Here is a 26984-nt window from a genome sequence, read left to right on the forward strand (position 1 = left end):
TCGCCTGAGATGGCGCCGGTGCTCGGGGATGCCAGCTCCGTTGCGGAATTAATAGAAAACTTTGGCATACACCCTGGCTAACCGGCAAGGTAAGCAACGGCATTCGCGGCACCGTCGTTTGCACGCAAGAATCGATGTTGTGAGCGGCGTCAAGAAAGTCAATGGCAAGTTATATGACCGAGAGCACAGCACACAGGGCGAAGTTGGCGACATGTCTCGCGCTTACCCTGGGTGCCCGTCTATAATCGGCGGCTGACTCCAGCCTCAAACGAGCCGCGCCCGCCCATGTATAACCTGGCCCGCCAGTTACTGTTCAAACTCTCCCCGGAAACGTCCCACGATCTGTCCATCGACCTGATCGGTGCAGGCGGTCGGCTGGGGCTTAACGGTCTGTTCAGCAAGGCGCCGGCTCGGTTGCCGGTGACGGTCATGGGCATGCAATTTCCCAACCCGGTGGGACTTGCCGCTGGTCTGGACAAGAACGGCGCGGCAATCGACGGCTTTGCCCAGTTGGGATTCGGTTTCGTCGAAATAGGTACCGTGACGCCACTCCCGCAACCGGGCAATCCCAAGCCGCGGATTTTCCGCCTGCCTCACGCCGAGGGCATCATCAACCGCATGGGCTTCAACAACTTGGGCGTCGACCATTTGATCAGCCGTGTCCAGGCCGCCAAGTACAACGGTGTGTTGGGCATCAACATCGGCAAGAATGTCGATACCCCGGTTGAGCGTGCCGTCGACGACTACCTGATCTGCCTGGACAAGGTCTACGCTCATGCCAGCTACATCACGGTCAACGTCAGCTCGCCGAATACGCCGGGCCTGCGCAGCCTGCAATTTGGTGATTCGCTCAAGCAGTTACTCGAAGCGCTGCGGGTACGTCAGGAAGCATTGACCGCCACCCATGGCAAGCGCGTACCGATCGCGATCAAGATCGCGCCGGATATGAGCGACGAGGAAACCATGCTGGTGGCCGGCGCGCTGCTCGACTCGGGCATGGATGCTGTGATCGCGACCAATACCACGCTCAGCCGACAAGGCGTCGAGGGCTTGCCCCACGCAGACGAGGCTGGGGGGCTGTCGGGCGCGCCGGTGCGCGAGAAGAGCACCCATATCGTCAAGGTGCTGGCCGGTGAGTTGGGCACAAAACTGCCGATCATTGCGGCTGGGGGCATCACCGAAGGCAGGCACGCCGCCGAGAAAATCGCCGCAGGTGCAAGCCTGGTGCAGATCTATTCAGGCTTTATTTACAAAGGCCCGGCATTGATCCGTGAGGCAGTAGATGCCATCGCTGCGATGAGCCGGTAAGGGCAGGCCGTCAAGCAGATAAAAAAGAGGGGTTCCACAGTGGAACCCCTCTTTTGGGCGTCTGGCCCGCCGCCCGGATGGGGCGTGCATGTTTTAGGTGTTTACGACGCAGATTGTCGATTCTCTCGAAAAACGTTGATGAGTCGGAATGTCCCTTTGGTAAGTTGAGTGTCAGCCGACCGCGTGAAGTTCGTTGAGTCTGTGTATACCCGCAGTGCCGGTCATACCGTCCCAATTGTCGCCGCGTCCTTCTCGCCAGCCATTAAGCCAGGATTGTCGCACCGACGGCAGAGTAAATGGGCAAAGCTCACGGGATTTACCAGTTACGCCATATTGATATCCGCGCAAAAATGCTCTTTCCAACGGATCACGCTTAAGTCTTCTCATAGGGTATTGCCCTCGTTTGTTGACTGTTATGTCCTTGGAGGCCTCAAGTCGAGGCCGGGCAGAATCTTCTGCCTGTGGGTGCCCGCTGCCGGCGTCGCGGGCGCTGGTGCCATCGTCATTGCGACGACGGCCTGGAGTGAGTTCTAACCAATGCTCTGGACGCTGTGAATGACTGTTTTGTCATAAGCATCGTATTTTTGAGTCGATGCGACCATAAAGGCCGTGGCGTTTTTGAGGGTGATTTCGCCGAAGTGCCCTGATATGAGGGGTTTGATGAAAAATGCGAGTTATTCTCAACCAGGCTTATCGCCGCGTGCTGTCGTCTGTTTATCGACGAAGGGTCATGAAGGTGGCTTTTTATTGACTCCGTTGTCGGGCTGAATACCGGTTTTTATAACGAAGCCGCTTGGGGTACTCCCAGCGGCCTAACTGCCGCCGTCGAAATGTATCGTAGCGGTGGATCGGCACAATTGGTGTGCCACGCAGGCGCTCGCCACGAAAGGCGTCTGTTGCAATCGGACGCGACAATGCGTTGTCTCGCCACTCAAAGCCTTTGGCTATGGAACACACATGTCGGACCGCTATGAACTTTTCCTCACCTGTCCCAAAGGCCTCGAAGGCCTGCTGGCCGAGGAAGCCACTGCGCTTGGCCTACAGGAAATTCGCGAGCACACCTCGACCATCCGTGGCAGCGCCGACATGGAAACCGCTTATCGGTTGTGCCTGTGGTCTCGCTTGGCCAACCGGGTGCTGTTGGTGCTCAAGCGCTTTGCGATGAAGGATGCCGAAGACCTGTATCACGGTGTACACGACATCGAGTGGGCGGATCATCTGCAATCGGACGGCACTCTGGCGGTGGAATTCAGTGGCCATGGCTCAGGCATCGACAATACCCATTTCGGCGCGTTGAAGGTCAAGGACGCCATCGTCGACCGACTGCGCACGCCAGATGGTTCGCGGCCTTCGATCGACAAGCTCAACCCCGACTTGCGCGTGCACCTGCGTCTGGACCGCGGTGAAGCGATTCTGTCGCTGGACCTGTCAGGGCACAGCCTGCACCAGCGCGGCTACCGTCTGCAGCAAGGGGCTGCACCGTTGAAGGAAAACCTGGCGGCGGCGATTCTTATCCGCGCCGGATGGCCGCGTATTGCCGCCCAGGGCGGGGCGCTGGCCGACCCGATGTGCGGCGTGGGCACCTTTCTGGTAGAAGCGGCGATGATCGCTGCCGACATTGCACCCAACCTCAAGCGCGAGCGTTGGGGATTTTCGGCGTGGCTGGGTCACATTCCGACCGTATGGCGCAAGCTGCATGACGAAGCGCTGGCGCGGGCCGAGGCCGGTCTTGCCAAAACTCCCTCGTGGATTCGCGGCTATGAAGCCGATCCGCGGCTGATTCAACCGGGTCGCAATAACATTGAGCGCGCAGGGTTGTCGGACTGGATCAAGATCTATCAGGGCGAAGTCGCGACGTTCGAACCACGCCCGGACCAGAGCCAGAAAGGCCTGGTGATCTGTAACCCGCCGTACGGCGAGCGTCTGGGTGACGAGGCGAGCCTGTTGTACCTCTATCAAAACCTTGGCGAGCGCCTGCGTCAGGCCTGTCTGAACTGGGACGCTGCGGTGTTCACCGGAGCGCCGGATCTGGGCAAGCGCATGGGCATCCGCAGCCACAAGCAATACGCGTTCTGGAACGGCGCGTTACCGTGCAAGTTGCTGCTGATCAAGGTGCAACCGGATCAGTTCGTCACCGGCGAGCGCCGCACGCCCGAGCAGCGTCAGGCCGAACGCGAGCAGGCGGCTTACGACCAGACTCCGGACGAGCCGCAAGAGCGTAAATTCAACAAGAACGGTAACCCGATCAAGCCAGCGCCAGCTGCGGCCCCGGTGATCGAACAGCCGCGCTTGAGTGAAGGCGGGCAGATGTTCGCCAATCGCCTGCAAAAGAATCTCAAGGCAATGAGCAAGTGGGTCAAGCGCGAAGGCATCGATTGCTACCGGGTATACGATGCCGACATGCCGGAATACGCAATGGCCATCGACCTGTACCACGACTGGGTTCATGTCCAGGAATATGCGGCGCCCAAGTCAATTGACCCGGAAAAGGCGTCGATTCGCATGTTCGATGCGCTAGCGGCCATTCCACAGGCGCTGAACATTGACAAGAGCCGTGTGGTGGTCAAACGCCGCGAACGTCAAAGCGGCACCCGGCAGTACGAGCGTCAGAGTGCTCAGGGCAAGTTCAATGAGGTTAACGAGGGCGGTGTAAAACTGCTGGTCAACCTCACTGACTACCTCGACACCGGCCTGTTCCTTGATCACCGTCCGATGCGCATGCGTATCCAGCGTGAAGCGGCGGGCAAGCGCTTCCTCAACCTGTTCTGCTACACCGCGACCGCCAGCGTGCACGCGGCCAAGGGCGGGGCGCGCAGTACGACCAGTGTCGACCTGTCGAAGACCTATCTGGACTGGGCGCGGCGCAATCTGTCGCTCAACGGGTTCTCGGACAAGAACCGGCTGGAGCAAGGTGACGTGATGGGCTGGCTGGAAGCCAGCCGGGATGAATACGATTTGATTTTCATCGACCCGCCAACCTTTTCCAACTCCAAGCGCATGGAGGGGGTGTTCGATGTGCAGCGTGATCAGGTGCAGTTGATCGATCTGGCCATGGCCCGCCTGGCGCCGGGCGGCGTGTTGTATTTCTCCAACAACTTCCGCAAGTTCCAGCTTGAAGAGAACCTGGCCGAGCGCTACGTGGTGGAGGAGATCACGGCGACAACCCTTGATCCGGACTTTGTGCGCAACGGCAAGATCCACCGCGCCTGGAAAATCACCCCGCGCTGAGCCGACCGCTCGCATGTGGCGCCACCTCGACCTGTAAGGTGCCGCCAGCGGGTTGGATGTAAGTGAGGTGCCAAGCCCATCTGCAGCAGTGCGGCGTGCCGGTGGTGGCGTTTTCAGACGCTGCCACCGGCCAACCGTGTGGTTACATCGGGGCCTTGGTTGTGGTCAGGCACTCATCGTCGGTGGTAGATCCATCAGTTTGTCGAGGGTGATCGGCAGGTCACGTACGCGTTTGCCCGTGGCATGGGAGACCGCGTTGGCCACCGCCGCCGCCAGCCCGGTAATGCCGATTTCCCCGATCCCCCGTGCGCCGAACTCGTTGAGTTCATAGTCGGGGTAGTCCAGCAGAATCACGTCGATCTCCGGTTGGTCGGCGTGCACCGGTACCACGTACTCGGCGTAGTTGTTGTTGACCGGCATGCCATTGCGTTCATCGAAATCGGTGGCTTCGAACAGCGCCATGCCCACGCCCATGACGATTGCACCTTCGACCTGATTCAGCGCGGTCTTCTGATTGATCACCTTGCCCACATCGATTGCGCTGACCACCCGCGCTACCCGCAGCCTTGAAATGCCCGGGTCCCAGCGTACCTCGACGAAATGCACGCCGAACGAACGGAACGAGTGCTTGCTGGTGTCATTCATCCCGGTTTTGGCTTCTCCGAAGGCGCTGGCCTGTTTCTGCGCGCTGAGCACCTCGGTGATGGCGAAGGTTTTCTCGCCGCTCTTCAATTGGCCTTGTTCAAAGCTGACCTGATCGGCCTGGGTGCCGGCGAATACCCCTTTGGGGGCGGTGGAGAAGGCCTTCAGTTGCTCGATCGCCTGACGAGTTGCCTCGGCGATTGCGGGCAACACGCTGGCTGTGGCCCACGAACCGCCCGATACCGGAGCGGGCGGGAATGACGAGTTGCCCAATTCGACTTCGATCCTGTCCAGGGCGATCCCGGTGAGACTGCTGACCACCTGCGCGACGATGGTGTAGGTCCCGGTGCCGATGTCCTGTACGCCGCAGATTGCATAGGCCGTGCCGTCAGCGCGCAGCGATACCTGCGCTTCGGCGGGGGTGCGATAGGCATCCCAGTTACAGGCTGCCATGCCGTAGCCAATGATTTCATGGCCATCCTTCATCGAGCCCGGCCGGGGATCGCGCTTGCTCCAGCCGAAGCGTTCGGCTGCCTGATCGATGCATTCCTGCAGATGATTACTCGACCACGGCAGGTGCTGGCTCTCGTCACACTCAGAGACATTGAGCTTACGGAACGCCAGTGGATCCATGCCGATCTTGTCGGCCATTTCATCCATTGCCGATTCGAGTGCAAACAGCCCCGGTGCGGCGCCGGGCGCACGCATGGAGGTCGGCGTGCCGCGATTGACCTCGATGGTCTTGTGCGTCACCGACACGTTGGTGCAGCTGTATAGACTTTTGGTCGACGTGCCGCAGTTCTCTTTGTACGGGTCGGTGAATGAGGTGCTGTTGATCGACTCATGCCGCACCGATACCAGCTTGCCGTTGTCATCGGTGGCCAGGCGCAAACGCTGGCGGGTTTCCGGGCGATGCCCGGTGGTGGTGAACATCTGTTGGCGCGGCACGACCAGTTGCACCGGTCGATTAAGGACCTTGGCAGCGCCGCAGGCGGCGACCGAGTGCGGCCAGATCCACAACTTGCTGCCGAACCCCGAGCCAATGAACGGCGCGCGCACTTCGACTTTTTCCGGAATCAAGCCAAAGATCTTTGCCAGCGAATTGCGGTGCGCGACGACACCCTGGCTCGCTTCGTAGACGATCAGTCGACCGTCCTCCCAACTGGCTACCGTGGCGTGCATCTCCATCGGGTTATGGGTTTCGACCGGGGTGGTGTAAGTGGCATCGATACTGTGTGCGGCGCTGTCAAATGCCGCATCCGCATCGCCACGGACGTGATTGGGACTGCCGTCCTGAGGGTTGCCGGCCTTCATGCCTTGATCCAGATTGGCCACGACCGTGTTCGTGCTGTAGCTGACCTTGATCTTGTAGGCCGCGGCCCGCGCGTGTTCAAAGGTGTCGGCCACCACCAGTGCGACGAATTGCCCGGCGTAGTACACCGTCTCGTCTTCGAACGGCAGACGGCTTTCGTCGGACTTGGCCGCCTTGAGAATCTGCGCAAAGGACATGGGCAATGTCGAGTTGTGGTACAGCTGCGGAAAATTGCCGTGGTGGAAGATTTCCAGTACGCCGGGGGACTTGCGCGCCGCGTCGAGCTCCAGCGCAGTGACCTTGCCACTGGCGACCGTGCTGAAAACGCCATAACCGTACGCCATGTTCCGCAGGTGATGGTCCGAGGCGTACATCGCAGTGCCGGTCACTTTGCGTCGACCGTCGATCCGGCGCGGGGCCGAGCCGATCATGCTTGAATCCGTCATCTTCTCGATCCTCCCGATCAGGCCGTCAGAGTGCTCAGGTTGCGCACGATCGCCTGCTGTCCAAGGGCAATCTTGTACGCATTGTGGCGCTGGGGTTTGGCGCCCTGCAGGGCGATAGCAGCGGCTTTTTCCATGTTCTGCGGGGTAAGCGCGGCACCCGTCAGCGCGCGCTCGGCTTCCAGCGCCCGCCAGGGTCGCGTCGCCACGCCGCCCATTGCGATACGCGCCTGGCGCACGGTGTCGCCGTCCATCACCAGAATCACCGCGCTGGAGGCCAGGGCGAACTGATACGAGGCGCGGTCACGCAGTTTCAGATACCCCGATCTGCTGTTAGCCAGCGGCGCATCGAGCAGCACATGGGTGATCAGTTCGTCGTCCTGCAAGGCGTGTTCTTTCCACGGCGTCGCGCCGGGTAGCCGATGGAAATCCAGAAAGTCGATGCTGCGTTTGCCTTTGGCCCCCTGAACTTCGACCTGGGCGCCAATCGCTGCCATGGCCACGCACATGTCCGACGGGTGACTGGCGATGCATTGCTCGCTGGTGCCGAGCACCGCATGCACGCTACGGTTGTGCCCGCCGATGGCCGCGCAGCCTGAACCGGGTTCGCGCTTGTTGCAGGGCGAATAGCCGTCACGAAAATAGTTGCACCGCACCCGCTGCATCACGTTACCGGCGGTGGTCGCCTTGTTGCGCAACTGCGTGGTGGCGCCGGATAGCAGCGCCTGGGAGAGCACCGGATAATGCTCGACGATGTAGGCGTGGTGGGCGAGGGCGGTGTTGGTCACCAACGCGCCGATACGCACGCGGCCATCCGTCTGCACCTCGATCTGCTTAAGCGATAGGTGGTTTACGTCGATGACCTGGTCGGCCGGCATCACGTCGAGTTTCACCAGGTCGAGCAGGGTGGTGCCGCCTGCCAGAAAAAACGCGGTCTGGCTCTTTGAGTGGGTGGCGACGGCCTGCTCGATGCTGCCAGCGCGGACATAATCCAGGGCTCTCATCAGGTCACCTCCTGCAGCTTGATGCGGGCGCTCTGTATCGCCGCAAGAATGTTCTTGTAAGCGCCGCAGCGGCAGATGTTGCCGCTCATGGCTTCACGCACGCTGTGGTCGTCGCTGCCGATGTTCTTGTCCTGCAGCATGGCCACGGCGCTCATGATCTGGCCGCTGGTGCAGTAGCCGCACTGGTAGGCGTCGTGCTCCCAAAAGGCTTCCTGCACCGGATGCAGCGTGCCGTTTTTCGCAAGCCCTTCGACGGTGGTGATTTCGTCGCCTTCATGCATGGCCGCCAGCGACAGGCATGAGTTGATGGCCGCGCCGTTGACATGCACGGTACAGGCGCCGCACTGGCCATGGTCGCAGCCTTTCTTGGTGCCGGTCAGTCGCAACCTGTCGCGAAGCACATCCAGCAGCGCGGCATTGCCCGGAAGATTCAGTGTGTGGGCCTGGCCGTTGACCTTCAGCGTAATACGCCGCTCATCTTTTGCCGGTGATTCGGTGTCGTCGGGTACGGCAGCCTGGGCTTGAAGGGCCTGGGCCCATATCGGTGCCGTGGCGGCGGCAAGACCAGACACACCGATGGATTTAAGAAAGTTTCGTCGTGACGGCACGGTAAAGGCCGAGAGGTCGCAGGCAGGTTCTGTTTTATCAGGCTGATCGGTCATGGACAGTTCCTCGTCAGCATTGGGTATGCCTGGATCCGACGGTGGGCGGCGCACAGGCGCGTACGGCGATACAAAAATTTAGCGTTCTACGATAACCAATACGTCAATGGCGCATTGCGTGGAATAACGGCATACAGTTTTGAGATTTTCTTGCTAATCACGCACGGTGGTGCCCAAACGCCCCGGCGTGCCGAGCGACGCGCCAGGCGTCAGGCAGGCGGTGAGCAAATTCGGGGCCGGTGTGTTTGCGATGATCCTAAAGTTGGGACCGAGTACCTTGCGGATGGTTGCGGTTTTTTAACGGCTCGACCGCAGAAGCGTTCAAGAGCAGGGCCAGGGAATTGATCTCCCTCGACCCCGCAGCTATCGATGTCAGGCAGCTGACGCTTGTTCCGTGATCGTCGCCATGTCGATGACGAAGCGGTACTTCACATCGCCCTTGATCATGCGCTCATATGCTTCGTTGATGTCCTTCATGTGGATCATCTCGATGTCCGAGACGATGCCGTGTTTGGCGCAGAAATCCAGCATTTCCTGGGTTTCCTGAATGCCCCCTATCAGCGAACCCGCCAGGCTGCGGCGTTTGAAGATCAGGTTGAACACGGTCGGAGATGGATGCGGGCTGTCGGGCGCGCCCACCAGTGTCATGGTGCCGTCACGTTTAAGCAAATTAAGGAAGGCATCCAGATCGTGCGGCGCGGCAACAGTGTTCAGGATGAAGTCCAACTGGTTGGCCTGGGTGGCCATTTCGTCCGGGTTCTTCGACACGATGACTTTATCGGCGCCCAGACGCAGGCCGTCTTCGCGTTTGTTCGGCGAGGTGGTGAATAGCACCACGTGAGCGCCCATGGCATGGGCAATCTTCACGGCCATGTGGCCCAGACCGCCGAGGCCAACCACGCCGACCTTGGTGCCGGGGCCGACTTTCCAGTGGTGCAGAGGCGAGTAGGTGGTAATGCCTGCGCAAAGCAGTGGCGCGACTGCGGCCAGGTTGTCCTTGTGGGAGATTTTCAGAACGAATTTCTCCTTCACCACGATCTTGTCGGAATAGCCGCCAAAGGTGTTTTCGCCGCCGAAGACCGGGCCGTTATAGGTGCCGGTGAAACCATTCTCGCAGTACTGCTCCTCGCCTTCGGCGCAGGATGCGCAGTGCTGGCAGCTGTCGACCATGCAGCCAACACCCGCCATATCACCGACCTTGAATGTCTTGACATTGGCACCTACCGCCGAGACCTTGCCAACGATTTCATGCCCCGGTACCGAGGGGTAAAGTGTGTTATTCCATTCGTTGCGCGCAGTGTGCAGGTCCGAGTGGCAGACGCCACAATATAAAATGTCGATCTGCACGTCGTCGGCGCCGGGTTCGCGCCGCTCGATCTGAAATGGCGCCAGTCTGTCGGTGGATTTTTGCGCGGCGTAGCTGTAAGTCTTGATCATTTTTTGATCATCTCCCATGGGCAAAAGTTACCGGTATCAGCATTCACAGACAGGCGTGAGCAATTAAAGGTCAATAATTGATCAGCGCGTGTTCGAGGGCCGTTCAAGCGGCCCTGTGTGCGCTGAACACCTTTATTTCAGTGCCCGTGCGCCGATATAAAACAGGGAGTCGGACGAAACGCACGTGAAATGTCGCTAAATCCCATTTTTTCCGTCGTTTATAGACAGCAAACACGAATATGGCGCTTGCAACTATCGGTCCGACCCCATAAAGATAGCCCAGTGCCACGCTGGCAATGGAGCGCCTATGAATTTCCATGTCTTGTCCCCCACTCAGTGGTCGCCAGTTGCCCCGCAACAGGCGTTGCTTCAGACACGCGACGGATCGGAGAACGTGTCATCAATGACCGACGAAAGCTCTCTTGAAGCGTTGCTGCAGGCGGCGGCCCTTGCTGCCCCAGGATTGAGCTGGGCGGCTTACCGCGCTAACCAGCACATGCACCTGTTGGGACAGGGCGATGCAGCGACCGAGTGGCCCCGACATATCCCCCGAGAGGGGTTCGATGCTTTTTGCCGTGAACATGGCTTGCAGCGATGGGTCACCGGCCAGGGCGAGACGCCGCTGGGATGGCTGCTGACCCCGGAGCGTGAGTCGGGCAATCCATTTCTGGTCGCGCTGGCAGGCAAACTGGGGCTGCGCCTGCAGAGCGATGCGTTGGCGCGGGCCCAGGTGACCCAGCGGGTGCTGTACGAGATCACCTACCTGGCCAGTTCGACCCGTGATCGTTCAGCGTTCCTGCACGGTGTGCACCAGCAGCTGTCCACGCTGATCGATGCCGAGAACTTCTACATGGCGCTGTATGAGAGCCAGACAGGCAGAATCACATACCCGTATTACATCGACATCACCGATGTCGATGCCCTGGAGGCCGAGACCTACGAATTCGTCGATCCGCAGCGGCTGTCGATGACCGGCTACGTGCTGACCACCGAGCAACCGTTGTTCGTCGATGCGGCTGCCATCGAGCGGGCGAAGGACGCCGAGCGCTTTTACTGCCTGGGCCATCGTCCCGAGTTCTGGATGGGAGTACCACTGAAAAACGCCTCGGACGATGTATTCGGCATGCTCGCCATGCAGGTCTATGACATCTCGCGGGTGTACAGCGTCGAGGATCAGGAGCTGTTTATGGTGGTCGCGCGCCATGTGGCGATGGCGCTGGACCGGATTCTGCATCGCGCGCATTTGGAGGAGACCGTGGCGCGCCGGACACTGGAACTGTCGCGGCTCAACGATGCCCTCAGGAACGAGGTGGCCGACCGCGAGCGCGCCGAGCATCTGCAAAGCGCGCTGTTTCAGATCACCGAGCTGTCCAGCCAGCCGGGTGACATGGCCGACCTGTTCAAGAGCCTGCACGGCATCGTCGGCGAGCTGCTGTTCGCGATGAACTTCTACATTGCACTGTTCGATGACGCGACCACCGAAGTGACCTTCCCATACTACGTCGACGAACGCCTGACCCGCCGCCCCGACCCGCGCCGTGGCGAGCGCGGGTTCACCGAATACGTGATCCGACAGCGCCGCCCGTGCCTGATCGACAGTGCCGAAGCGTGGCGCCTGGAAAGCACCGGCGAGATCACCCTGCAAAATGAGGTCAACCGCTCCTGTTCCTGGCTGGGCATTCCGCTGTTCGACGGTGATGTGGTGCGTGGGGTGCTGGCGGTGCAGAGTTACTCACCTCATGTCAGCTATTCGCTGCGCGACCAGGATTTGCTGACCTTCGTGTCGCGGCACATCGACACCGCACTGTCACGGCGCAGCGCTGCCGAGGCGATTCACACCGCCAACCTGCGCCTTGAGGCCCGGGTGCAGGACCGTACCCGGGAACTGGATTACGCCAACGCCAAGCTGCAACATGAAAACGCCCACGATTCGCTCACCGGGCTGCCCAATCGCAGCCATCTGCAGCAGCGTCTGCAGGTGGCCTGGGAGGACTTCTGCCACCACGGCCACGAACTGGCGGTGATGTTCATTGACCTGGACCGCTTCAAGATGGTCAACGACAGCCTCGGCCATCACTCCGGCGACCTGTTGTTGATTCAGGCCGCCGACCGTCTGCGCAGTTGCATGCGCGACAGCGACCTGTTGGCGCGGCTGGGCGGCGATGAGTTTGCGGTGCTCGCCTATGCCGCGCCACCGGACATCACAGTGGCCATCGCCGAGCGCATCCTGCTGGCATTCGACGTGCCTTTCTACATCGACGGTCATGCGGTGTTTTCCTCGTGCAGCATCGGCGTGGTCGGCGCGGATCTGCAATTTCACAAGGAGCCTGCCGACCTGCTGCGCGATGCCGACACGGCGATGTACCGGGTCAAGAACGCCGGGCGCGACAGTTATGCCGTGTTCAACCAGGAAGTGCGTCGCGAGGTGTCCGATCAGATGGAGCAGGAGGGCGCGCTGCGTAACGCGCTCAAGCGCACCGACGAATTGCTGCCGTATTTCCAGCCGATCATCGACGTGGCCAGCGGCAAGGTTCTGGCGTTGGAGGCGCTCATTCGCTGGCGGCAGGCTGACGGTCGGGTGATCGCCCCGGGGCACTTCCTGCCTGCGCTTGAGGGGCTGCGGCTGATCGGCCGGCTGGACTTCTACATGCTGCAGCAAGTAGTAGCGATGCTGGCGCAACCCAGTCACGCTCATTGGCCCACCGTGCATGTCAATTGTTCCAGTTACAGCATCAGCCGCCCGGAGTTCGCCAGCGAGGTGCTCGGCCTGCTTGCCCTGCATGGCCTGGCGCCTTCGCGCATTTGCCTGGAATTGACCGAAGGAGCGCTGGTGGCCGAGCCGGAGCTGGCGCGCCAGGCGATGAAGCATCTGGCCGACAATGGCGTCTCGACCGTGCTCGATGACTTCGGCGCGGGGTTCTCATCGCTCAGTTACGTGCATCAGTACCATTTCAGCGGCCTGAAGATCGACAAGTCCTTCACCCTCGAACTGACCACCAGTTCGCGTAGCCGCGCCATCGTGCGGGCCATCGTACGCATGGCCGAGTCCCTGGGCCTGACGGTGGTCGCCGAAGGTGTAGAAGACGCCGAGACGTTGCAGCTGCTGCGCGAGATGGGCGCCGGACAGGCTCAAGGCTATTATTTCTCGATGCCGGTGCCCCAGGACAAGCTGGATTTAAGCGCTCTGGTTTGAACCTTCCCAAGCCGGCTTCTGCGCAAGGTGTTTCCGGCAGTGCGGCGAGGGCCTGCCGCTTGCGGTAGCCGCTGTCGGCAAATCCAGGCCAACGTTGCCGCTTTTCTGCTCCCTGGAGAGCCCCCAGATCCTTGCAGACTGCGTCTTACGGCGGCTGTAACACGATATGGCACCGGTTTTGCTGTGAGTTCCATGGCATCGACAACCTGAAAGGAGGTGAAAGATGATCATTGGTAACAGTGCCATCCAGCAGTTCGTGTCCAAGGCTGTGGCGCACACGCAATACGACACAGCGGACAAGGACGCGTACGCCAGCACAATGGCGGGCGCTCAAGCGCAAGTTGCGGCGATTGCGGACAGCACCGACAGCTCGACTCAGAGCAATACCGATCCGGGTTACAACGAGTCGTTCGCGAAAATGATGGTGAACCTCAAGGCCGCGCTGGCCAATACCACTGCGTCCGTCTCGGATGATGACAAGGCTGGCGCAGCGGCGGCATTCGCTTCTGGCAGCGACAAGCAAATCGCAGCAACGGACAGTGTGAGCAAAAGCGTCGACAAGCAAATCGCCGCAGTCGACGACAGCGACTCCAGCACATCGGGGGCTTCATCGGTCAAGGAAGAGTTTCTGGCTTACATGAATCAGAGCGATGCCGATAAGATTCGCCAGCAACTCACCGGCGTGAGCAAGCAAGAGTACGACAGCATGACGCCAGAGCAGCAGGCGGCGATAGACAAGAACGTCAACGAACTGCAGAAAGCCCGTCAGGAACAGCAAGTTGCCGAACAGGAGGTTAAGACCCGGATCGCCATGGCGAAGGCTGAAATGGCCTGATGCATACGCCGGGCGGGTTATGTGGGTGACGGATCAAAGGGGCAGCGGTTGAGACCGGCTGCCCCTTTTTATGCGTGAACGGACCCTGTAAGTTTCAGAGGCCGGTTAGTTTTTTTCCAGCGCAGCGTCCGCCAGAAAGGATGATCGGCGCTGGATGTTGTGGTCGCGCACATATTGATCGGTGCGCTGAATGACGAAACCTGGCAGCGTGACGTTGACCTTTTCGGTCTTGCCTAGATAGGGAGTGACCTCGATTCCACCACGCGCCAGCCCATATCTTCATAGTCGGGATGGTCATGAAGGTTTCTGGCCGACGTGGGCATCGGCAACTTCTGTCCGTGGCTCACCACGTCCTCGAGGCGCATATGGGCGATTTCGACAGCGGCTTGATAGGCGTCCTCAAAAGGTGTCACCTGCTGTCACGCATCCGCAATATCGGGGACGTCTATGCCGATGGCGGTGGTCTCGTCGTCCCATTCGATGGCGATGGGACATTGCATGATGTGCGCCTACGGGAGGCTGAAAGCTAAGCCGAGTTGCTACAGAAACGGCCAACTGCCTTAAATCACCTCACCCCGATACGGCAGGTCCGGCCCCACCCGCGTGCAGGTGACTGCCGCCGCAGCCACGGCAAACTCGAGCATGCCGGTCAGCGTCTCGCGGCTTAACGTCGGCAGACTGGCGGGGGTGTCGAGTTCGCGTTCGGTAAGGAAGGCGATCAGCGCGGCCTGGAAGGTGTCTCCGGCGCCCACGGTGTCGGCGGTTTTGACTTCCCGTGACGGCACCGACCACTGGCCCAGGTTGCGGGTGAAGACCGTGGCGCCTTCGCGACCGCGGGTCATGATCACCAGTTGGCAGTTGTGCTGCAGCCAGCCTTTGGCCACGGTTTCGGGATCTGCGTCCGGGTAGAGGAGGTGCAGGTCTTCGTCACTGACCTTGATGATGTGGGCATGCTCGGCGAATTTGGCCACCTGCCCGCGCCACAGGTCGATGCTCGGCGCGGGGTTCAGGCGCACGTTGGGGTCCAAGGTGATCAGCCGCCGGTTGCTTTCCCGTTGCACCAGCGTCAGCAGCGCGTCGGCGACCGGCTGCACGACCAGGGAGAACGAACCGACATGCAAGCCGCGTACGTTGGCGTCAAGGGTCGGCAACTGCTCAATGGTCAGCAACCGATCGGCGCAGCCTTCGCCGCGGAAGCTGTATTGCGGTGAGCCATCGGGGCCCACCGCGACCATCGACAGGGTGGTCGGTGCGTCAACCTGGATCAGGAAATCATCGCGCACGCCTTCTTCCTTTAGCACTGTCGCCAGGCGCTTGCCCAGGTAATCGGTGGAAATGCCGGCGAAAAACCCGGCCTCGACTCCCAGGCGGCGCAAGCCCACTGCGACGTTGAACGGCGAGCCGCCGGCAATGGCCTGAAAGCCCAGTTTGTTCGTTTGACCGCTGCTGTCCGGCTGACTGAAAAAGTCGAACAGTGCTTCGCCACAGACCAGATACATAGGGACTCCATTAAGGGCTGACGGGCTGCCCGTCAAACGCTCTGCAATTGATCGCGATAGTGCTGATAGACCGCATGATAGGCCGTTACGTGTTCGGCCAGCGGTTGGGTTTCGCTGCTGGCGTCGAGGCTGACGCAACGCTCGCACAGCACCTGCAGCGGCTCGCCGTCGCCCTCGGCATGGGAGTGACACCAGGCCGCCTGAATCGCCGCGCCCAAGGCTGCGGCTTCGCTGCCGTTAGTGCAGATGACCGGGGTGTCCATGATGTCGGCGACGATCTGGCGCCACACCGCGCTTTTCGCGCCGCCGCCGATCAGGCGAATGCTGTCGCTCTTGATGCCGCTGTCGCGCAGCAGGTCCAGACCGTAGCGCAGGCCGAAGGTAGTGCCTTCCACCGCCGCCCGGCACAGATTGGCTTGGCTCAGGTTGGTGCTGTCCAGCCCCAGGATGCTCCCAGTGGCGTGGGGCAGGGCGGGCACCCGTTCGCCATTGAGGAATGGCAGCATCAGCACCCCCTGTGCGCCAATGGGCGCGCAGGCGATGGCAGCGTTGAACGCGTCGATGTCGAGCCCGAACAGCTCGCGGATAGCGCTGGTGGCGTTGGTCAGGTTCATGGTGCAGATCAGTGGCAACCAGCCCCCTGACGACGAGCAAAAGGTCGCCACCGAAGGTTGGGCGCTGACGTTACCTGCGTCGGCGAAGGCATACACCGTGCCCGATGAGCCCAGGCTCATGGTGATCGAGCCTGGTGCGATGTTGCCGGTGCCGATGGCGCCCATCATGTTATCGCCACCACCGCTGGATACGATGGCATCGGGGTTCAGGCCCAGGCGTTCGGCAATCGCCGGCAGGATCCTGCCCACCGCCTCATGGGCCTGAAGCAACTCAGGCAATGCCCTGACCAAGCGGCCGCTTGGGTCGATGTGATGCAGGATGTCGTAGTCCCATTGGCGGCTGCGCACGTTGAAATAACCGGTGCCGGACGCGTCGCCGAATTCGCTGCAGCAGCGTCCGGTCAGCCAGTAATTGAGAAAGTCGTGGGGCAACAGAATTTTGTCGATCCGGGCGAACAGCTCAGGGAACTGCTCCTTGGTCCAAAGCAACTTGGAGACGGTATAGCCCGGCGCAATAGCAACGCCCAGACGTTCCAGCGAACCGGCTTCGCCACCCAGATAGTCCAGCAAACGATCGTTCTCGGCAGCCGATTCGGTATCGCACCAGAGCTTGGCCGGGCGCAGCACATGGCCCAGCTCGTCAATCATCACCAGACCGTGTTGCTGGCCGGATACACCGATGCCCTGAATCTGGGCGCCCGTGATCCCTGCCTGCTGCAGCGCAGATGCGCTGGCCTGTTCGAACGCATTAAGCCATTGCTGCACATCCTGCTCGCGACGCCCGTTGGCGCCGCCGATCATCTGGTGCGCGGCCGAGCCTTCGCCCAGAACCTTGCCGCTGACGGCGTCAAGCACAATTGCCTTGGTGCCTTGGGTGCCGCAATCGATGCCGAGAAACATGCTCACCTCAGACTGTTTTCGCCAACAGGTTTTCCAGGGTTTTACTGACGCCCAGTTGCTTGAGGCTATTGAGGTTCTTTTCGAACGAGGCGACGAACTCCGCGGATTTCGGAATCGCAGCACCGAAGATTTCCTCGACATCGAGCAGGCGCTGCGTCACCAGCACATCATCAGCGACCAGCGCTTTGCAGAAGTCGGCACGCGGATCGACGACGTTATATTCGACGCCATTCTCGCCCTTGAAGTCGCCAGTCGTGTTGCCTTGCAGGTACAGCGCCCAGGCAGCGACCACCAGGGATGCACGGTCCATATTGCCGCTGTCGACGATCAGTCGATTGATGGTCGGTACGGTGAACTTCGGAAACTTCGACGAGCCATCGGAGCACACACGCTCCAGTTGGTCGGCAATCGCCTGGTTGGAGAAACGGTCGATCAGCGTCTGCTTGTATTCGGTCAGATCGATGCCCGGCACGGGCGCCAACTGCGGGGTCACGTCCAGATCCATGTAGGTGCGAATGTAGTCGACGAATAGCCGATCGTTCATGGTTTCGTGAACGAAGCGATAGCCCTTCAATGCGCCGAGGTACGTCAAGGCCAGGTGACTACCGTTGAGCAGCTTGATCTTCATTTCTTCGTAGGGCGTGACGTCGTGGGTGAACTGCACGCCGACCTTTTCCCACGCAGGACGGCCATTGACGAACTTGTCCTCCAGTACCCACTGCACGAATGGTTCGCAGACCACCGGCCAGGCATCGTCGATCCCTTTCTCGTCATGCAGCTGCAGGCGGTGGGCGGTGCTGGTCATGGGCGTGATGCGATCGACCATGGCATTGGGAAAGCTCACGTTGTCGGCGATCCAGTCGTGCAGTTCGGCGTCGCGCAGTTTGGCGAACGTCAGCAGCGCCTTGCGGGTCACCGCGCCATTGTGCGGCAGGTTATCGCAGGACATCAGGGTAAACGCAGGCGTACCCTCGGCGCGGCGTCTGGCCAGCGCCGCGCACAGGTAGCCGAACACGGTTTTCGGTGTCGCCGGGTGCTGCAGGTCGTACTGGATTTGCGGCACGTGGCTCATAAACTCGCCGGTGCTGTCGTCGATGCAGTAGCCGCCTTCGGTAATGGTTAACGAGACGATGCGAATCTGCGGGCTGGCAAGCTTGTCGATCAGCGCCAGATCGTTGTCAGTGGACATCAGCATCTGGCTCATGGAGCCGATGATCCGGGTTTCGGTGCCGGGGGAGTCGCCCAGCTCGAACAGTGTGTAGAGGAAGTCCTGACCTTCCAACGCTTGGAAGTTGCCGCGGTCTTCTTCGCGCAGACTGACGCCGCAGATGGCCCAGTCCAGACCTTCGCTGCTGCTGTTCTGTGCTCCGAGAGACATCAGTGCGTCGGTGTAAAACGCCTGGTGCGCGCGGTGGAAGCCGCCGACGCCGATGTGGGCAATGCCCTGGCGGCGATCTTCAAGGGCATAAGCGGGCACGGCGATACCAGGGCCCAGGTTCGATAGGTTTTGTTTGTTCAGTTTCATGACGACTTTCCCGATTCTGTGATTGGCTGCCCGTTCAGGCGGCGGCCTGCAAGGCTTTGCGAATGACTTGGCCCTGCGCGTCGAACAGGTGGCAATGAGCGCTGTCCAGGTGCAGGTTAAGGGTTTCGCCGTACTGGCTGGCCAGGTCTCCGCGAATACGCAGGGTCAGCGCTTCGCCGGAGGTGGTGCGCACGTGGCAAAAGGTGTCGCTGCCCAGGCGTTCGCTGACGTCGGCGATGACCTGCAGCTGGCAGTCGCCATCCCTGGCCAGTTCCAGATGCTCTGGACGGATGCCCAGGGTTACCGCATCACCAACCCGTTGTTGCGCATTGCTGAACGGCAGATTGATGGTCGTCCCGGCATCCAGGGTGACCGCGCAGCCTGCGGCATCCACGCGGCTGACCTTGCCCTTGAGAAAGCCCATCTTCGGCGTGCCGAGGAAGCCCGCCACGAACAGGTTGGCCGGGTGGTGGTACAACTCGAGCGGCGAGCCAACCTGCTCTACGCGACCGCCGTTGAGCACCACCACCTTGTCAGCCAGGGTCATGGCTTCAACCTGGTCGTGGGTCACGTAGATCATCGTCGCCTCCAGCTCCTTATGCAGGCGCGACAGTTCAAGACGGGTCTGCACGCGCAGCGCGGCGTCAAGGTTGGACAGCGGCTCGTCAAACAGGAAGATTTTGGGGTTGCGTACGATGGCCCGGCCAATCGCCACGCGCTGGCGTTGACCGCCCGACAGCTGCTTGGGCTTGCGCTCCAGCAGCGGCCCGAGTTCCAGAATGCGCGCCGCTTCGGCGACCTTTTTCTGCACTTCCGCTTTCGGCGTGCCCGCCAGGTCCAGGGCGAACGACAGGTTCTTGCCCACGGTCATGTGCGGATACAGAGCGTAGGTCTGAAACACCATCGCCAGATCACGCTTGGCCGGAGTGACCTGAGTGATTTCACGGCCATCGAGTTCGATGCTGCCACCGGTGACGTCTTCCAGGCCCGCGATCAAGCGCAGCAGGGTGGATTTGCCACAGCCTGAGGGTCCGACGAAGACCACGAATTCCCGGTCTTTGACCTCCAGGTCGATGCCTTTGATGATCTGGTGGCCGTCGAAGCCTTTTTGCAGATTTCTGATTGTCAGGTTAGCCATAGTGGGCTCCAGTCTTATTCTTTAAATACATCAAAAAGGGTGGTTGATTCACATGGCCGTGGACGCGAGATCGTTCCCACGCTCCGCGTAGGAGCGCAGCCCCATGACGCTCTGCGTCAGCTATTGATCATTTCACCGCACCGAACGACAGGCCGCGTACCAGTTGCTTCTGGCTGATCCAGCCGAAGATCAAGATCGGCGCGCACGCCAGCGTTGAAACTGCCGATAGCTTCGCCCAGAACAGGCCTTCGGGGCTTGAATAAGAGGCGATCAGCGCAGTCAGCGGCGCAGCATTTGAGGAGGTCAGGTTCAATGACCAGAAGGCCTCGTTCCAGCACAGGATCAACGACAGCAGCGCGGTGGAAGCCAAGCCGCCTTTGCAGATCGGGATCAGCACCTTGAAGATTTCCTGGCGCGTGGTTGCGCCGTCCAGCCTCGAGGCTTCGAGAATCTCGCCGGGGATGTCCTTGAAATAGGTGTAAATCATCCAGACCACGATCGGCAGGTTGATCAGGGTGTAGATCACGATTAACGCGATGCGCGAATCCAGCAGGCCAAACGTCTTGGCCAGCAGGTAGATGGGCATCAGCACGCCCACCGGCGGCAGCATTTTGGTCGACAGCATCCACAGCAGGGTGCTCTTGGTGCGCTTGGTTTCGAAGAATGCCATCGAATAGGCGGCCGGCACCGCGATCAGCAAGCACAGAATGGTCGCACTGAACGAGATCAGGATCGAGTTCCAGGCGAAGTGGAAGTAATCGCTGCGCTCCTGAATGTGCAGGTAGTTTTCCAGGGTCGGCGTGAAGATGAACTGAGGCGGGGTAGCGAACGCGTCCAGTTCGGTCTTGAAGCTGGTCAGCACCATCCAGAAGATCGGGAAGAAAATCAGTGCCGCGATCACCCACGACAAGGTGCCGAGCAGCACGCTTTGCAGGCGACGGGATTGTTTAAGCGTCATCATGACCTTGCCCTCAAGACTTGTCGGTGAGGTTTTTGCCGATCATCCGGATCAGGATGATCGCGGCAATGTTGGCGATGACCACGGCAATCAAGCCGCCTGCCGATGCCATGCCCACGTCGAATTGCAACAGCGCCTGGTTGTAGATCAGGTACGCAAGGTTGGTCGAGGCAAAGCCCGGACCGCCGTTGGTGGTGGTGAAGATTTCGGCGAACACCGAGAGCAGAAAGATGGTCTCGATCATCACCACGACAGCGATGGGGCGTGCCAGGTGGGGCAGAGTCAGGTGCCAGAAGATCGCGACGGGGCCGGCGCCGTCCAGGCGCGCAGCTTCTTTTTGTTCCTGATCCAGCGACTGCATGGCGGTCATTAGAATCAGGATCGCGAACGGCAGCCATTGCCAGGAGACGATGATGATGATCGACAGCATCGGGTAGTTGGCCAGCCAATCGATCGGCTGGGCGCCAAACAACTTCCACACCGCAGCGAGGATCCCGGAGACCGGATGGAAAATCAGGTTCTTCCAGATCAGCGCACTGACAGTGGGCATGATAAAGAACGGCGATATCAGCAGGACCCGGACGATGCCGCGGCCGAAGAACTCGCTGGCCTCCAGCAGAGCGGAGATCAACACGCCCAAAATTACGCTGATGGCCAACACGCTGCCGACCAGCAATAGGGTGTTCATGGCTCCTGGGAAGAAGCCCGAGTCGGTGACGAAAAATTCGAAATTCTCCAGACCGACGAATTCGTTCTCGCCCGGATTAAGCAGGTTGTAGCGAATCAACGAGAAATAGATGGTCATGCCCAGCGGGACGACCATCCAGACCAGCAGCAACAAGACCGAAGGGCTGACCAGGAACCACCCTGGTTTGGTGATGCTGCCTTTCTTGAGATGATCTTTATCGTCGGCCGAAGCCGTGCGAGGAGTAATGGTTGAGGTGTTCATGATGACTCCGAACCGGGGCAAGAGCGTAAGCGTGGCAGCAGCCGATTGCCGACTGCTGCCTTGAAACGGCCGGGATCAACCCTTTTTCGGGTAACCCGCGCGCTTCATTTCACGCTCGGACACGCTTTGCGCGTTGGTCAGTGCCTGATCGACCGATGACGTGCCGACCAGCGCCGCGGAGAACTGCTGCCCGACGGAGGTGCCGATGGACTGGAACTCAGGGATGGTCACCAACTGGATGCCCACGTAAGGCACTGGCTTGAGCGTCGGCGCCTTGGGCGTGACGGCCTTGAGCGATTCAAGGGTGATGTTGGCGAACGGCGCGGCTTTTTTGTATTCATCGGTATAGGTCGAGGCGCGAGTGCCCGGCGGTACGTTGGACACGCCGTCGGTCTTGGCTACCAGTGTGGCGTACTCCTTGGAGGTCGCCCACTCGGTGAAAGCGCGCGCGTCCTTGTCGTTCTTGGCACTGGTCGGAATTGCCAGGGCCCACGAGTACAGCCACGCCGAGCCTTTATCGGTGACTTCATGGGGTGCGTAGGTAAAGCCTACGTTGTCCGCCACCTTGCTCTGGGATTTATCGGTGACGAAGGAGCCGGCAACGCTGGCGTCCACCCAGATCGCGCACTTGCCACTGTTGAACAGTGCAAGGTTTTCATTGAACCCGTTGCTCGATGCGCCGGGAGGGCCGTCTTTCTTCATGATGTTGACGTAGAAGTTCAGCGCGCTCTTCCACTCTGGCTGGTCGAACTGCGGCTTCCACTGCTCGTCGAACCAGCGCGCGCCGAAGGCATTGGCGACCGTAGTGATCAGTGCCATGTTCTCACCCCAGCCAGCTTTGCCGCGCAGGCAAATGCCGTACTGCTCTTTCGATTTGTCGGTGAGCTTATCGGCGAATTCGTTGATCTGACTCCAGGTGGGACGTTCGGGCATGGTCAGCCCGGCGGCCTGGAACAGGTCCTTGCGGTAGTAGGTGATCGAGCTTTCGGCGTAGAACGGCAGGGCGAACAGCTTGCCATCGACCGACAGGCCATCCCGCACCGAGGGAAATACATCGTCCAGCGCATAGGACGCCGGGAGATTGTCCACCTCTTTCAACCAACCCTTGGCGCCCCAGAGTGAGGCTTCGTACATGCCGATGGTCAGCACGTCGAACTGTCCGCCCTTGGTGGCGATATCCGTGGTCAGTCGCTGACGCAACACGTTCTCCTCCAGAACGACCCACTTGAGCTTGATATCGGGATGCTGTTCTTCGAAGGTTTTGGACAGCCGCTGCATGCGGATCATGTCGCTATTGTTGACGGTGGCGATGGTCACGTCGCCTGCGCTTGCGCTGTTGCAGAGGGTTACGCCGAGAGTGAGACAGGTGCCAGCAAGGAGAACTTTTGCAGAGGTCTTCATTTATCACTCCTCTTCTACGCCGGGAGGCGACAGAAGCTTGGTTATTGTTTTTGTTTCTTCCAAAGACCAGGAAGAATGTCCACTGATTACAACGGTCCGCACGGGCAATGACAAATCCTGCGGCACACTTGAACTGATACTTTCTTGCACTGGTAGTTCACACGGCATCGCGATGAAACGGCGCCCTCCAAGGCTGCGGCGCAGTTGCAGCGTAGTAGAGGTGAGCGGGGAGGGAGCGAATCAGTACAGGTTTTGTTCGGTCAGGCGCTGTACGGCAAGTCGCCGATAGTGGGATGGCGTCATCCCCTTGAGCTTCTGAAAACGCCGATTGAAGTTGGAAATATTATTGAAGCCGGACTCGAAGCACACGTCAGTCACCGGTTTGTCGCCGTCGGCCAGCAACTCGCAGGACTTGCTGATGCGCAGGCGATTGACGAACTCGACGAAGCAGCGCCCGGTCGCCTGCTTGAATACCCGCGAAAAATACGTGGGCTTCATTCCCAGATAATCGGCCACTTCTTCGAGCGGGAGCTCGCGGGCGTAGTGGGTAAAAATGTAATCCACCGCTTTGTTGGTGCGCTCGACCGCATGGTCGTCCGCCAGCCGGGACGCGGTCGTGCCGGACAGCAACTGGTAGTCGTCGCTGGCGGCCAGCAATTCGAACAGAATGAAAAAATGCCCCAGGCGGGTCATGCCACTGGAGTCGGCAATCTTCTGCATCAGCTTCATGGCCTGGCGGATCGTGCGCTTGCAGCGAAACTCGATGCCGTACTGCGCTCGTTCCAGCAGCGGCGTCAGGGTTCGGAGCTCGGCGAACACCTGGTTGCCGCTTTCCAGTAACTCCTCGGTGAAGTTCACCAGCATGTCGCGCTTGGGCACCACCTCATCTTCTTCGATCTGGCTGATCCAGTTATGCGGCAGATTGGGGCCGGTGAGAAACAGCGTACCTGGATAGAAATTACCGATGTAATCGCCAACGAACACCTTGCCGGAACTGGCGACGATCAAGTGCAGCTCGTATTCCTTGTGGAAATGCCAGCGCACCAACGGGCAGGGAAAACCGTGTTCGCGGTAGATGATCGACAGACCATTATGGTCGTCCATCAGTTCGTAGGAGGGGTCGGTGACTTTTATTGTTTTGGTCATGTGCATGCCAGGTTTGCAAAGTGGCGTAGGGGGTAATGTGCACTATTTTCGGCGTCGTAACATCGGCGCTGGCGAAAGCCGAAAACCGGCTTCAGCCCGATTGCCTGGCGTGTACTATACACATCGGTCAGTTCAGGGACAGGCCGCCGCCTTCGGTGCAGGAAACCGGTGCGCATGTCGCCAACCCTGATGGACGAAGGTGCGTATGGGCAGTCATTGGATTCACCCGCTCGCTTCACATTTGATCAGCGCTACGGTTCCCGGTCGGGCTTCAGGCACAACGGTATTGCAGGAGCTGCACGCATAGCTTCGGCAACACTTGTTTCAAAGGATCTTCTCATGAAACAAATCCTCGTCATCGGCATTGGTGCCGGCAATCCCGAGCAGATCACGGTCGAGGCCATCAAGGCGCTGAACCGGGCCGAGGTGTTCTTCATCCTCGACAAGGGCTATGCCGACGATGACCTGCTGCACCTGCGTCGGGAGATTTGCGAGCGTTATATCGAGGGCGAAGACTACCGCCTGGTCCAGGTGCGCGACCCCCGCCGTCAGGAGGGTGGGCCGTCGTATCAAAGCAACGTCGAACATTGGCACGAGCAGCGTGCGGTGCTGTTCGAGCAGTTGATTGGCAATGAGGTGCGCGACGGGGAGACTGGCGGGTTTTTGGTGTGGGGCGATCCGGCGCTGTACGACAGCACGTTACGCATCCTTGATCGCGTACTGGCACGGGGTCGGGAGGCTTTCCAGTATGAAGTCATCCCGGGTATTACCAGTGTGCAGGCGCTGGCAGCGCAGCATCGGGTGACACTGAACCGGATCGGTGAGCCGATCCAGATCACCACGGGCAGGCGTCTGGCACAGGCGCAGGGCGCCGATATCGAAAATGTGGTGGTGATGCTTGATGCTCATTGCACGTTTGAGCGTTTTATCGATCAGGATTTGTATATCTACTGGGGGGCCTATCTGGGAACGGCCGACGAGGTGCTGATTTCCGGGCCTTTGAAGCAGGTGAGTGAGCGGATAAAGCGGATCCGCGAAGCGGCCCGCGCGCGGAAGGGCTGGATCATGGACACCTATTTGCTGCGCCGGGATGTGGAGTGAGTCGTGCACCCGGGCGCGTCACAGCTTGCGGTTCTTGGCCTCGATCCATTGCGACATGTACTGCGTGCTCTTGTGCTGATGGTGTCGCAACATGGCCCCGGTAAAATTGGCCGCACGATGCGCCTCCAGGTTTTCGAGCAACTCGTGGATCCGCGCAACCAATGCCGCACAATGCTGCTCATGCCGGAACCGCGCCTGCAGCACCTGCCACCCTGCACGCTGGGCCTGCTCCCACAGCGTTCGATCCCGGTAGAGCCGAACTGCCTCATCGGCCAAGCCTTGCGCATCCCGCGCGACAGCCCCCGGAAACGGCAAGTCGCCGTGCATTGCTTCAGCGCCGACAGGGGTGGTCACTGTCGGCGTACCGCAGGCCATCGCGTCCAGCACCTTGCCCTTGATGCCCGCGCCAAAGCGTAACGGCGCCAGCGACACCCGGGCGTCGGACATCACCGTTAATGCATCCTCCGCCCAATCCATGATGTGAAAACCCTGCGCGCGATTGTGCAGCGCCGTCGCCTTGGGCGGCGTGTAGGCGCCATAAACATGCACCTGTGCGCCCGGCAACTGCTGGCGGATCATTGGCCACACTGTGGTCTTCAGCCACAGCACCGCATCCCAGTTCGGCGCATGTCGGAAATTGCCAATGGTCAGGAAATGCACGCGGTCATCAAAGCCATTGGCACCGGGAGGAAGGTCGCGCAGCATCAGCGGGCACCAGTGCAGCAAAGCCATAGGAACCTGAAAGTACCGGGTCAGCAGCTCGATTTCGACGTCGGACACCACCAGGCTCAGATCGCAGCGATAAAACGATGCCACTTCCCGCTGCGCCAGGTCTGTCTGAGCCATGCGCCTGAACAGGGCAGCGTCGGGTGGCGAAAACAGCGGCTGATAGTGATCAGCGCTCTCATCGTTGCCGGCCTTAAGCAGTTCCTTGAGCAGATGGTGCCGGGTATGGCGCAAACTCTGCAGGTCGCAGGATTCCAGCACACGCAATGCCTGCGGGACATGTTTCTCGACCCGCCAGCCAAATTGCTCTTCCATCAGGAACTGGTCGAACAGCACCACATCGGGGCGCAACTTGTGCACGAAGGTGTCGAAACTGCTGCTGTTGAGCTCGATCGCCACCTCGCGGATACCCAGCGCTTTGAGATCAGCCCTTCGCTCGCCCTCGCTGGCAGCGCTGGCAAAAGTGATCTGCCAGCCCTGTTCGAGAAAACACGTGATCAGTTGCATGATGTGGCCACTGGCGGCCGAAGATCGGGGCTCGGGCCACACGTAACCGATGATCAAAACGTGGACATGACGCCTGGCTTCACCGGCCAAGTACGCTGTTAACCTTGTCACGCAGTTGATCGATGGAGAACGGTTTGCCAATCGAATGCATGCCTGCAGGCACGTCGATGTTTTCCGCATAACCGCTGGCGAACAAAATCGGCAGCGACGGGCGCAACTCGGCGGCTTTCTGGGCCAGTTGGACACCGTCCATGTCCGGCAGGCCTTTGTCGGTCATCATCAGGTCGATCCTTTCGTCCTTTTTTTCCAAATGCGCCAGCGCTTGAGCACCATCGGCGGCTTCGAGCACCTGATACTCGAGCTCTTCGAGGACGTCGACAATCAGCATCCGCACGATGCTGTCGTCTTCAACCACCAGAATCGTGCTGGTTGGGTCGGACATGAATATTTCCTTCA

20 protein-coding genes and 1 pseudogene are annotated in these 26984 nt (G+C 60.1%); 5 read left to right on the forward strand and 16 right to left on the reverse strand.

What is annotated here, in order from left to right; translation table 11 throughout:
• The first annotated feature begins 285 nt into the window (after nt 1-285).
• Nucleotides 286-1308, forward strand: a complete 1023-nt coding sequence (locus B3I26_RS09670) for a quinone-dependent dihydroorotate dehydrogenase (RefSeq protein ID WP_296257395.1) — start codon at nt 286-288, stop codon at nt 1306-1308.
• Nucleotides 1309-1479: 171 nt separating this feature from the next.
• Here B3I26_RS09670 and rmf read toward each other — a convergent pair whose 3' ends face one another.
• A complete protein-coding gene (rmf, locus tag B3I26_RS09675; protein ID WP_296257396.1) occupies nt 1480-1695 on the reverse strand; it encodes a ribosome modulation factor in 216 nt (71 codons plus the stop codon).
• 570 nt (nt 1696-2265) lie between these two features.
• On the opposite strand from rmf, the gene rlmKL reads away from it, so the two are divergent.
• Nucleotides 2266-4536: a bifunctional 23S rRNA (guanine(2069)-N(7))-methyltransferase RlmK/23S rRNA (guanine(2445)-N(2))-methyltransferase RlmL gene (gene rlmKL, locus B3I26_RS09680; RefSeq protein ID WP_296257398.1), complete on the forward strand. Its 2271-nt coding sequence runs from the start codon at nt 2266-2268 to the stop codon at nt 4534-4536.
• Between the two features lie 165 nt (nt 4537-4701).
• Here the strand turns inward: rlmKL and B3I26_RS09685 are convergent, their stop codons facing one another.
• From B3I26_RS09685 to B3I26_RS09700, 4 genes are all read right to left on the reverse strand, one after another.
• Complete coding sequence (locus tag B3I26_RS09685; RefSeq protein WP_296257400.1) at nt 4702-6936, reverse strand: xanthine dehydrogenase family protein molybdopterin-binding subunit; 2235 nt, start codon at nt 6934-6936, stop codon at nt 4702-4704.
• Between the two features lie 17 nt (nt 6937-6953).
• Nucleotides 6954-7937: an FAD binding domain-containing protein gene (locus tag B3I26_RS09690; RefSeq protein WP_296257402.1), complete on the reverse strand. Its 984-nt coding sequence runs from the start codon at nt 7935-7937 to the stop codon at nt 6954-6956.
• Nucleotides 7937-8599 carry a (2Fe-2S)-binding protein gene (locus B3I26_RS09695; RefSeq protein WP_296257405.1) on the reverse strand — a complete coding sequence of 221 codons (663 nt, stop codon included), beginning with the start codon at nt 8597-8599 and terminating at the stop codon, nt 7937-7939. The genes B3I26_RS09690 and B3I26_RS09695 overlap by 1 nt, the downstream gene beginning before the upstream one ends.
• Before the next feature lie 372 nt (nt 8600-8971).
• Complete coding sequence (locus tag B3I26_RS09700; protein WP_296257407.1) at nt 8972-10036, reverse strand: NAD(P)-dependent alcohol dehydrogenase; 1065 nt, start codon at nt 10034-10036, stop codon at nt 8972-8974.
• A 307-nt stretch (nt 10037-10343) separates the two neighbouring features.
• Between B3I26_RS09700 and B3I26_RS09705 the strand changes: the two genes are divergently transcribed.
• Nucleotides 10344-13229, forward strand: a complete 2886-nt coding sequence (locus B3I26_RS09705) for a sensor domain-containing phosphodiesterase (protein WP_409521967.1) — start codon at nt 10344-10346, stop codon at nt 13227-13229.
• 223 nt (nt 13230-13452) lie between these two features.
• Nucleotides 13453-14064, forward strand: coding sequence for a hypothetical protein (locus B3I26_RS09710; protein ID WP_296257409.1), 612 nt, complete (start codon nt 13453-13455; stop codon nt 14062-14064).
• Nucleotides 14065-14169: 105 nt separating this feature from the next.
• On the opposite strand, the pseudogene B3I26_RS09715 reads toward B3I26_RS09710, so the two are convergent.
• From B3I26_RS09715 to B3I26_RS09755, 9 genes and pseudogenes are all read right to left on the reverse strand, one after another.
• Nucleotides 14170-14564, reverse strand: a pseudogene (locus B3I26_RS09715) (type II toxin-antitoxin system HicB family antitoxin).
• A gap of 60 nt (nt 14565-14624) precedes the next feature.
• Nucleotides 14625-15563 (reverse strand): carbohydrate kinase family protein, encoded by a 939-nt coding sequence (locus tag B3I26_RS09720; protein ID WP_296257411.1) that lies wholly within the window; start codon nt 15561-15563, stop codon nt 14625-14627.
• Between the two features lie 32 nt (nt 15564-15595).
• Nucleotides 15596-17077, reverse strand: a complete 1482-nt coding sequence (xylB, locus tag B3I26_RS09725; protein ID WP_296257413.1) for a xylulokinase — start codon at nt 17075-17077, stop codon at nt 15596-15598.
• Nucleotides 17078-17084: 7 nt separating this feature from the next.
• Nucleotides 17085-18602 (reverse strand): mannitol dehydrogenase family protein, encoded by a 1518-nt coding sequence (locus B3I26_RS09730; RefSeq protein ID WP_296257415.1) that lies wholly within the window; start codon nt 18600-18602, stop codon nt 17085-17087.
• A 34-nt stretch (nt 18603-18636) separates the two neighbouring features.
• The gene (locus tag B3I26_RS09735) at nt 18637-19740 is read right to left on the reverse strand and encodes an ABC transporter ATP-binding protein (protein WP_296257416.1); all 1104 of its coding nucleotides are present in this window, start codon (nt 19738-19740) and stop codon (nt 18637-18639) included.
• 127 nt (nt 19741-19867) lie between these two features.
• Nucleotides 19868-20701: a carbohydrate ABC transporter permease gene (locus tag B3I26_RS09740; protein ID WP_133748924.1), complete on the reverse strand. Its 834-nt coding sequence runs from the start codon at nt 20699-20701 to the stop codon at nt 19868-19870.
• Nucleotides 20702-20711: 10 nt separating this feature from the next.
• Entirely contained in the window at nt 20712-21647 is a 936-nt protein-coding gene (locus B3I26_RS09745; RefSeq protein WP_296257419.1) for a carbohydrate ABC transporter permease, read from the reverse strand.
• 75 nt (nt 21648-21722) lie between these two features.
• Nucleotides 21723-23048, reverse strand: coding sequence for an ABC transporter substrate-binding protein (locus tag B3I26_RS09750; protein WP_296257421.1), 1326 nt, complete (start codon nt 23046-23048; stop codon nt 21723-21725).
• Nucleotides 23049-23288: 240 nt separating this feature from the next.
• Nucleotides 23289-24194 carry an AraC family transcriptional regulator gene (locus B3I26_RS09755; RefSeq protein WP_296257423.1) on the reverse strand — a complete coding sequence of 302 codons (906 nt, stop codon included), beginning with the start codon at nt 24192-24194 and terminating at the stop codon, nt 23289-23291.
• 339 nt (nt 24195-24533) lie between these two features.
• Here B3I26_RS09755 and cobF point away from each other — a divergent pair, with 339 nt between their 5' ends.
• A complete protein-coding gene (gene cobF / locus B3I26_RS09760; RefSeq protein ID WP_296257487.1) occupies nt 24534-25295 on the forward strand; it encodes a precorrin-6A synthase (deacetylating) in 762 nt (253 codons plus the stop codon).
• An 18-nt stretch (nt 25296-25313) separates the two neighbouring features.
• On the opposite strand, the gene B3I26_RS09765 is transcribed toward cobF, so the two are convergent.
• Both B3I26_RS09765 and B3I26_RS09770 read right to left on the reverse strand, forming a co-directional pair.
• Nucleotides 25314-26528: a glycosyltransferase family 4 protein gene (locus tag B3I26_RS09765; RefSeq protein WP_296257425.1), complete on the reverse strand. Its 1215-nt coding sequence runs from the start codon at nt 26526-26528 to the stop codon at nt 25314-25316.
• Nucleotides 26529-26607: 79 nt separating this feature from the next.
• Nucleotides 26608-26970: a response regulator gene (locus B3I26_RS09770; protein WP_296257427.1), complete on the reverse strand. Its 363-nt coding sequence runs from the start codon at nt 26968-26970 to the stop codon at nt 26608-26610.
• Nucleotides 26971-26984 lie beyond the last annotated feature (14 nt).

The sequence above is a fragment of the Pseudomonas sp. UBA5706 genome (assembly GCF_002419965.1).
Taxonomy (GTDB): domain Bacteria; phylum Pseudomonadota; class Gammaproteobacteria; order Pseudomonadales; family Pseudomonadaceae; genus Aquipseudomonas.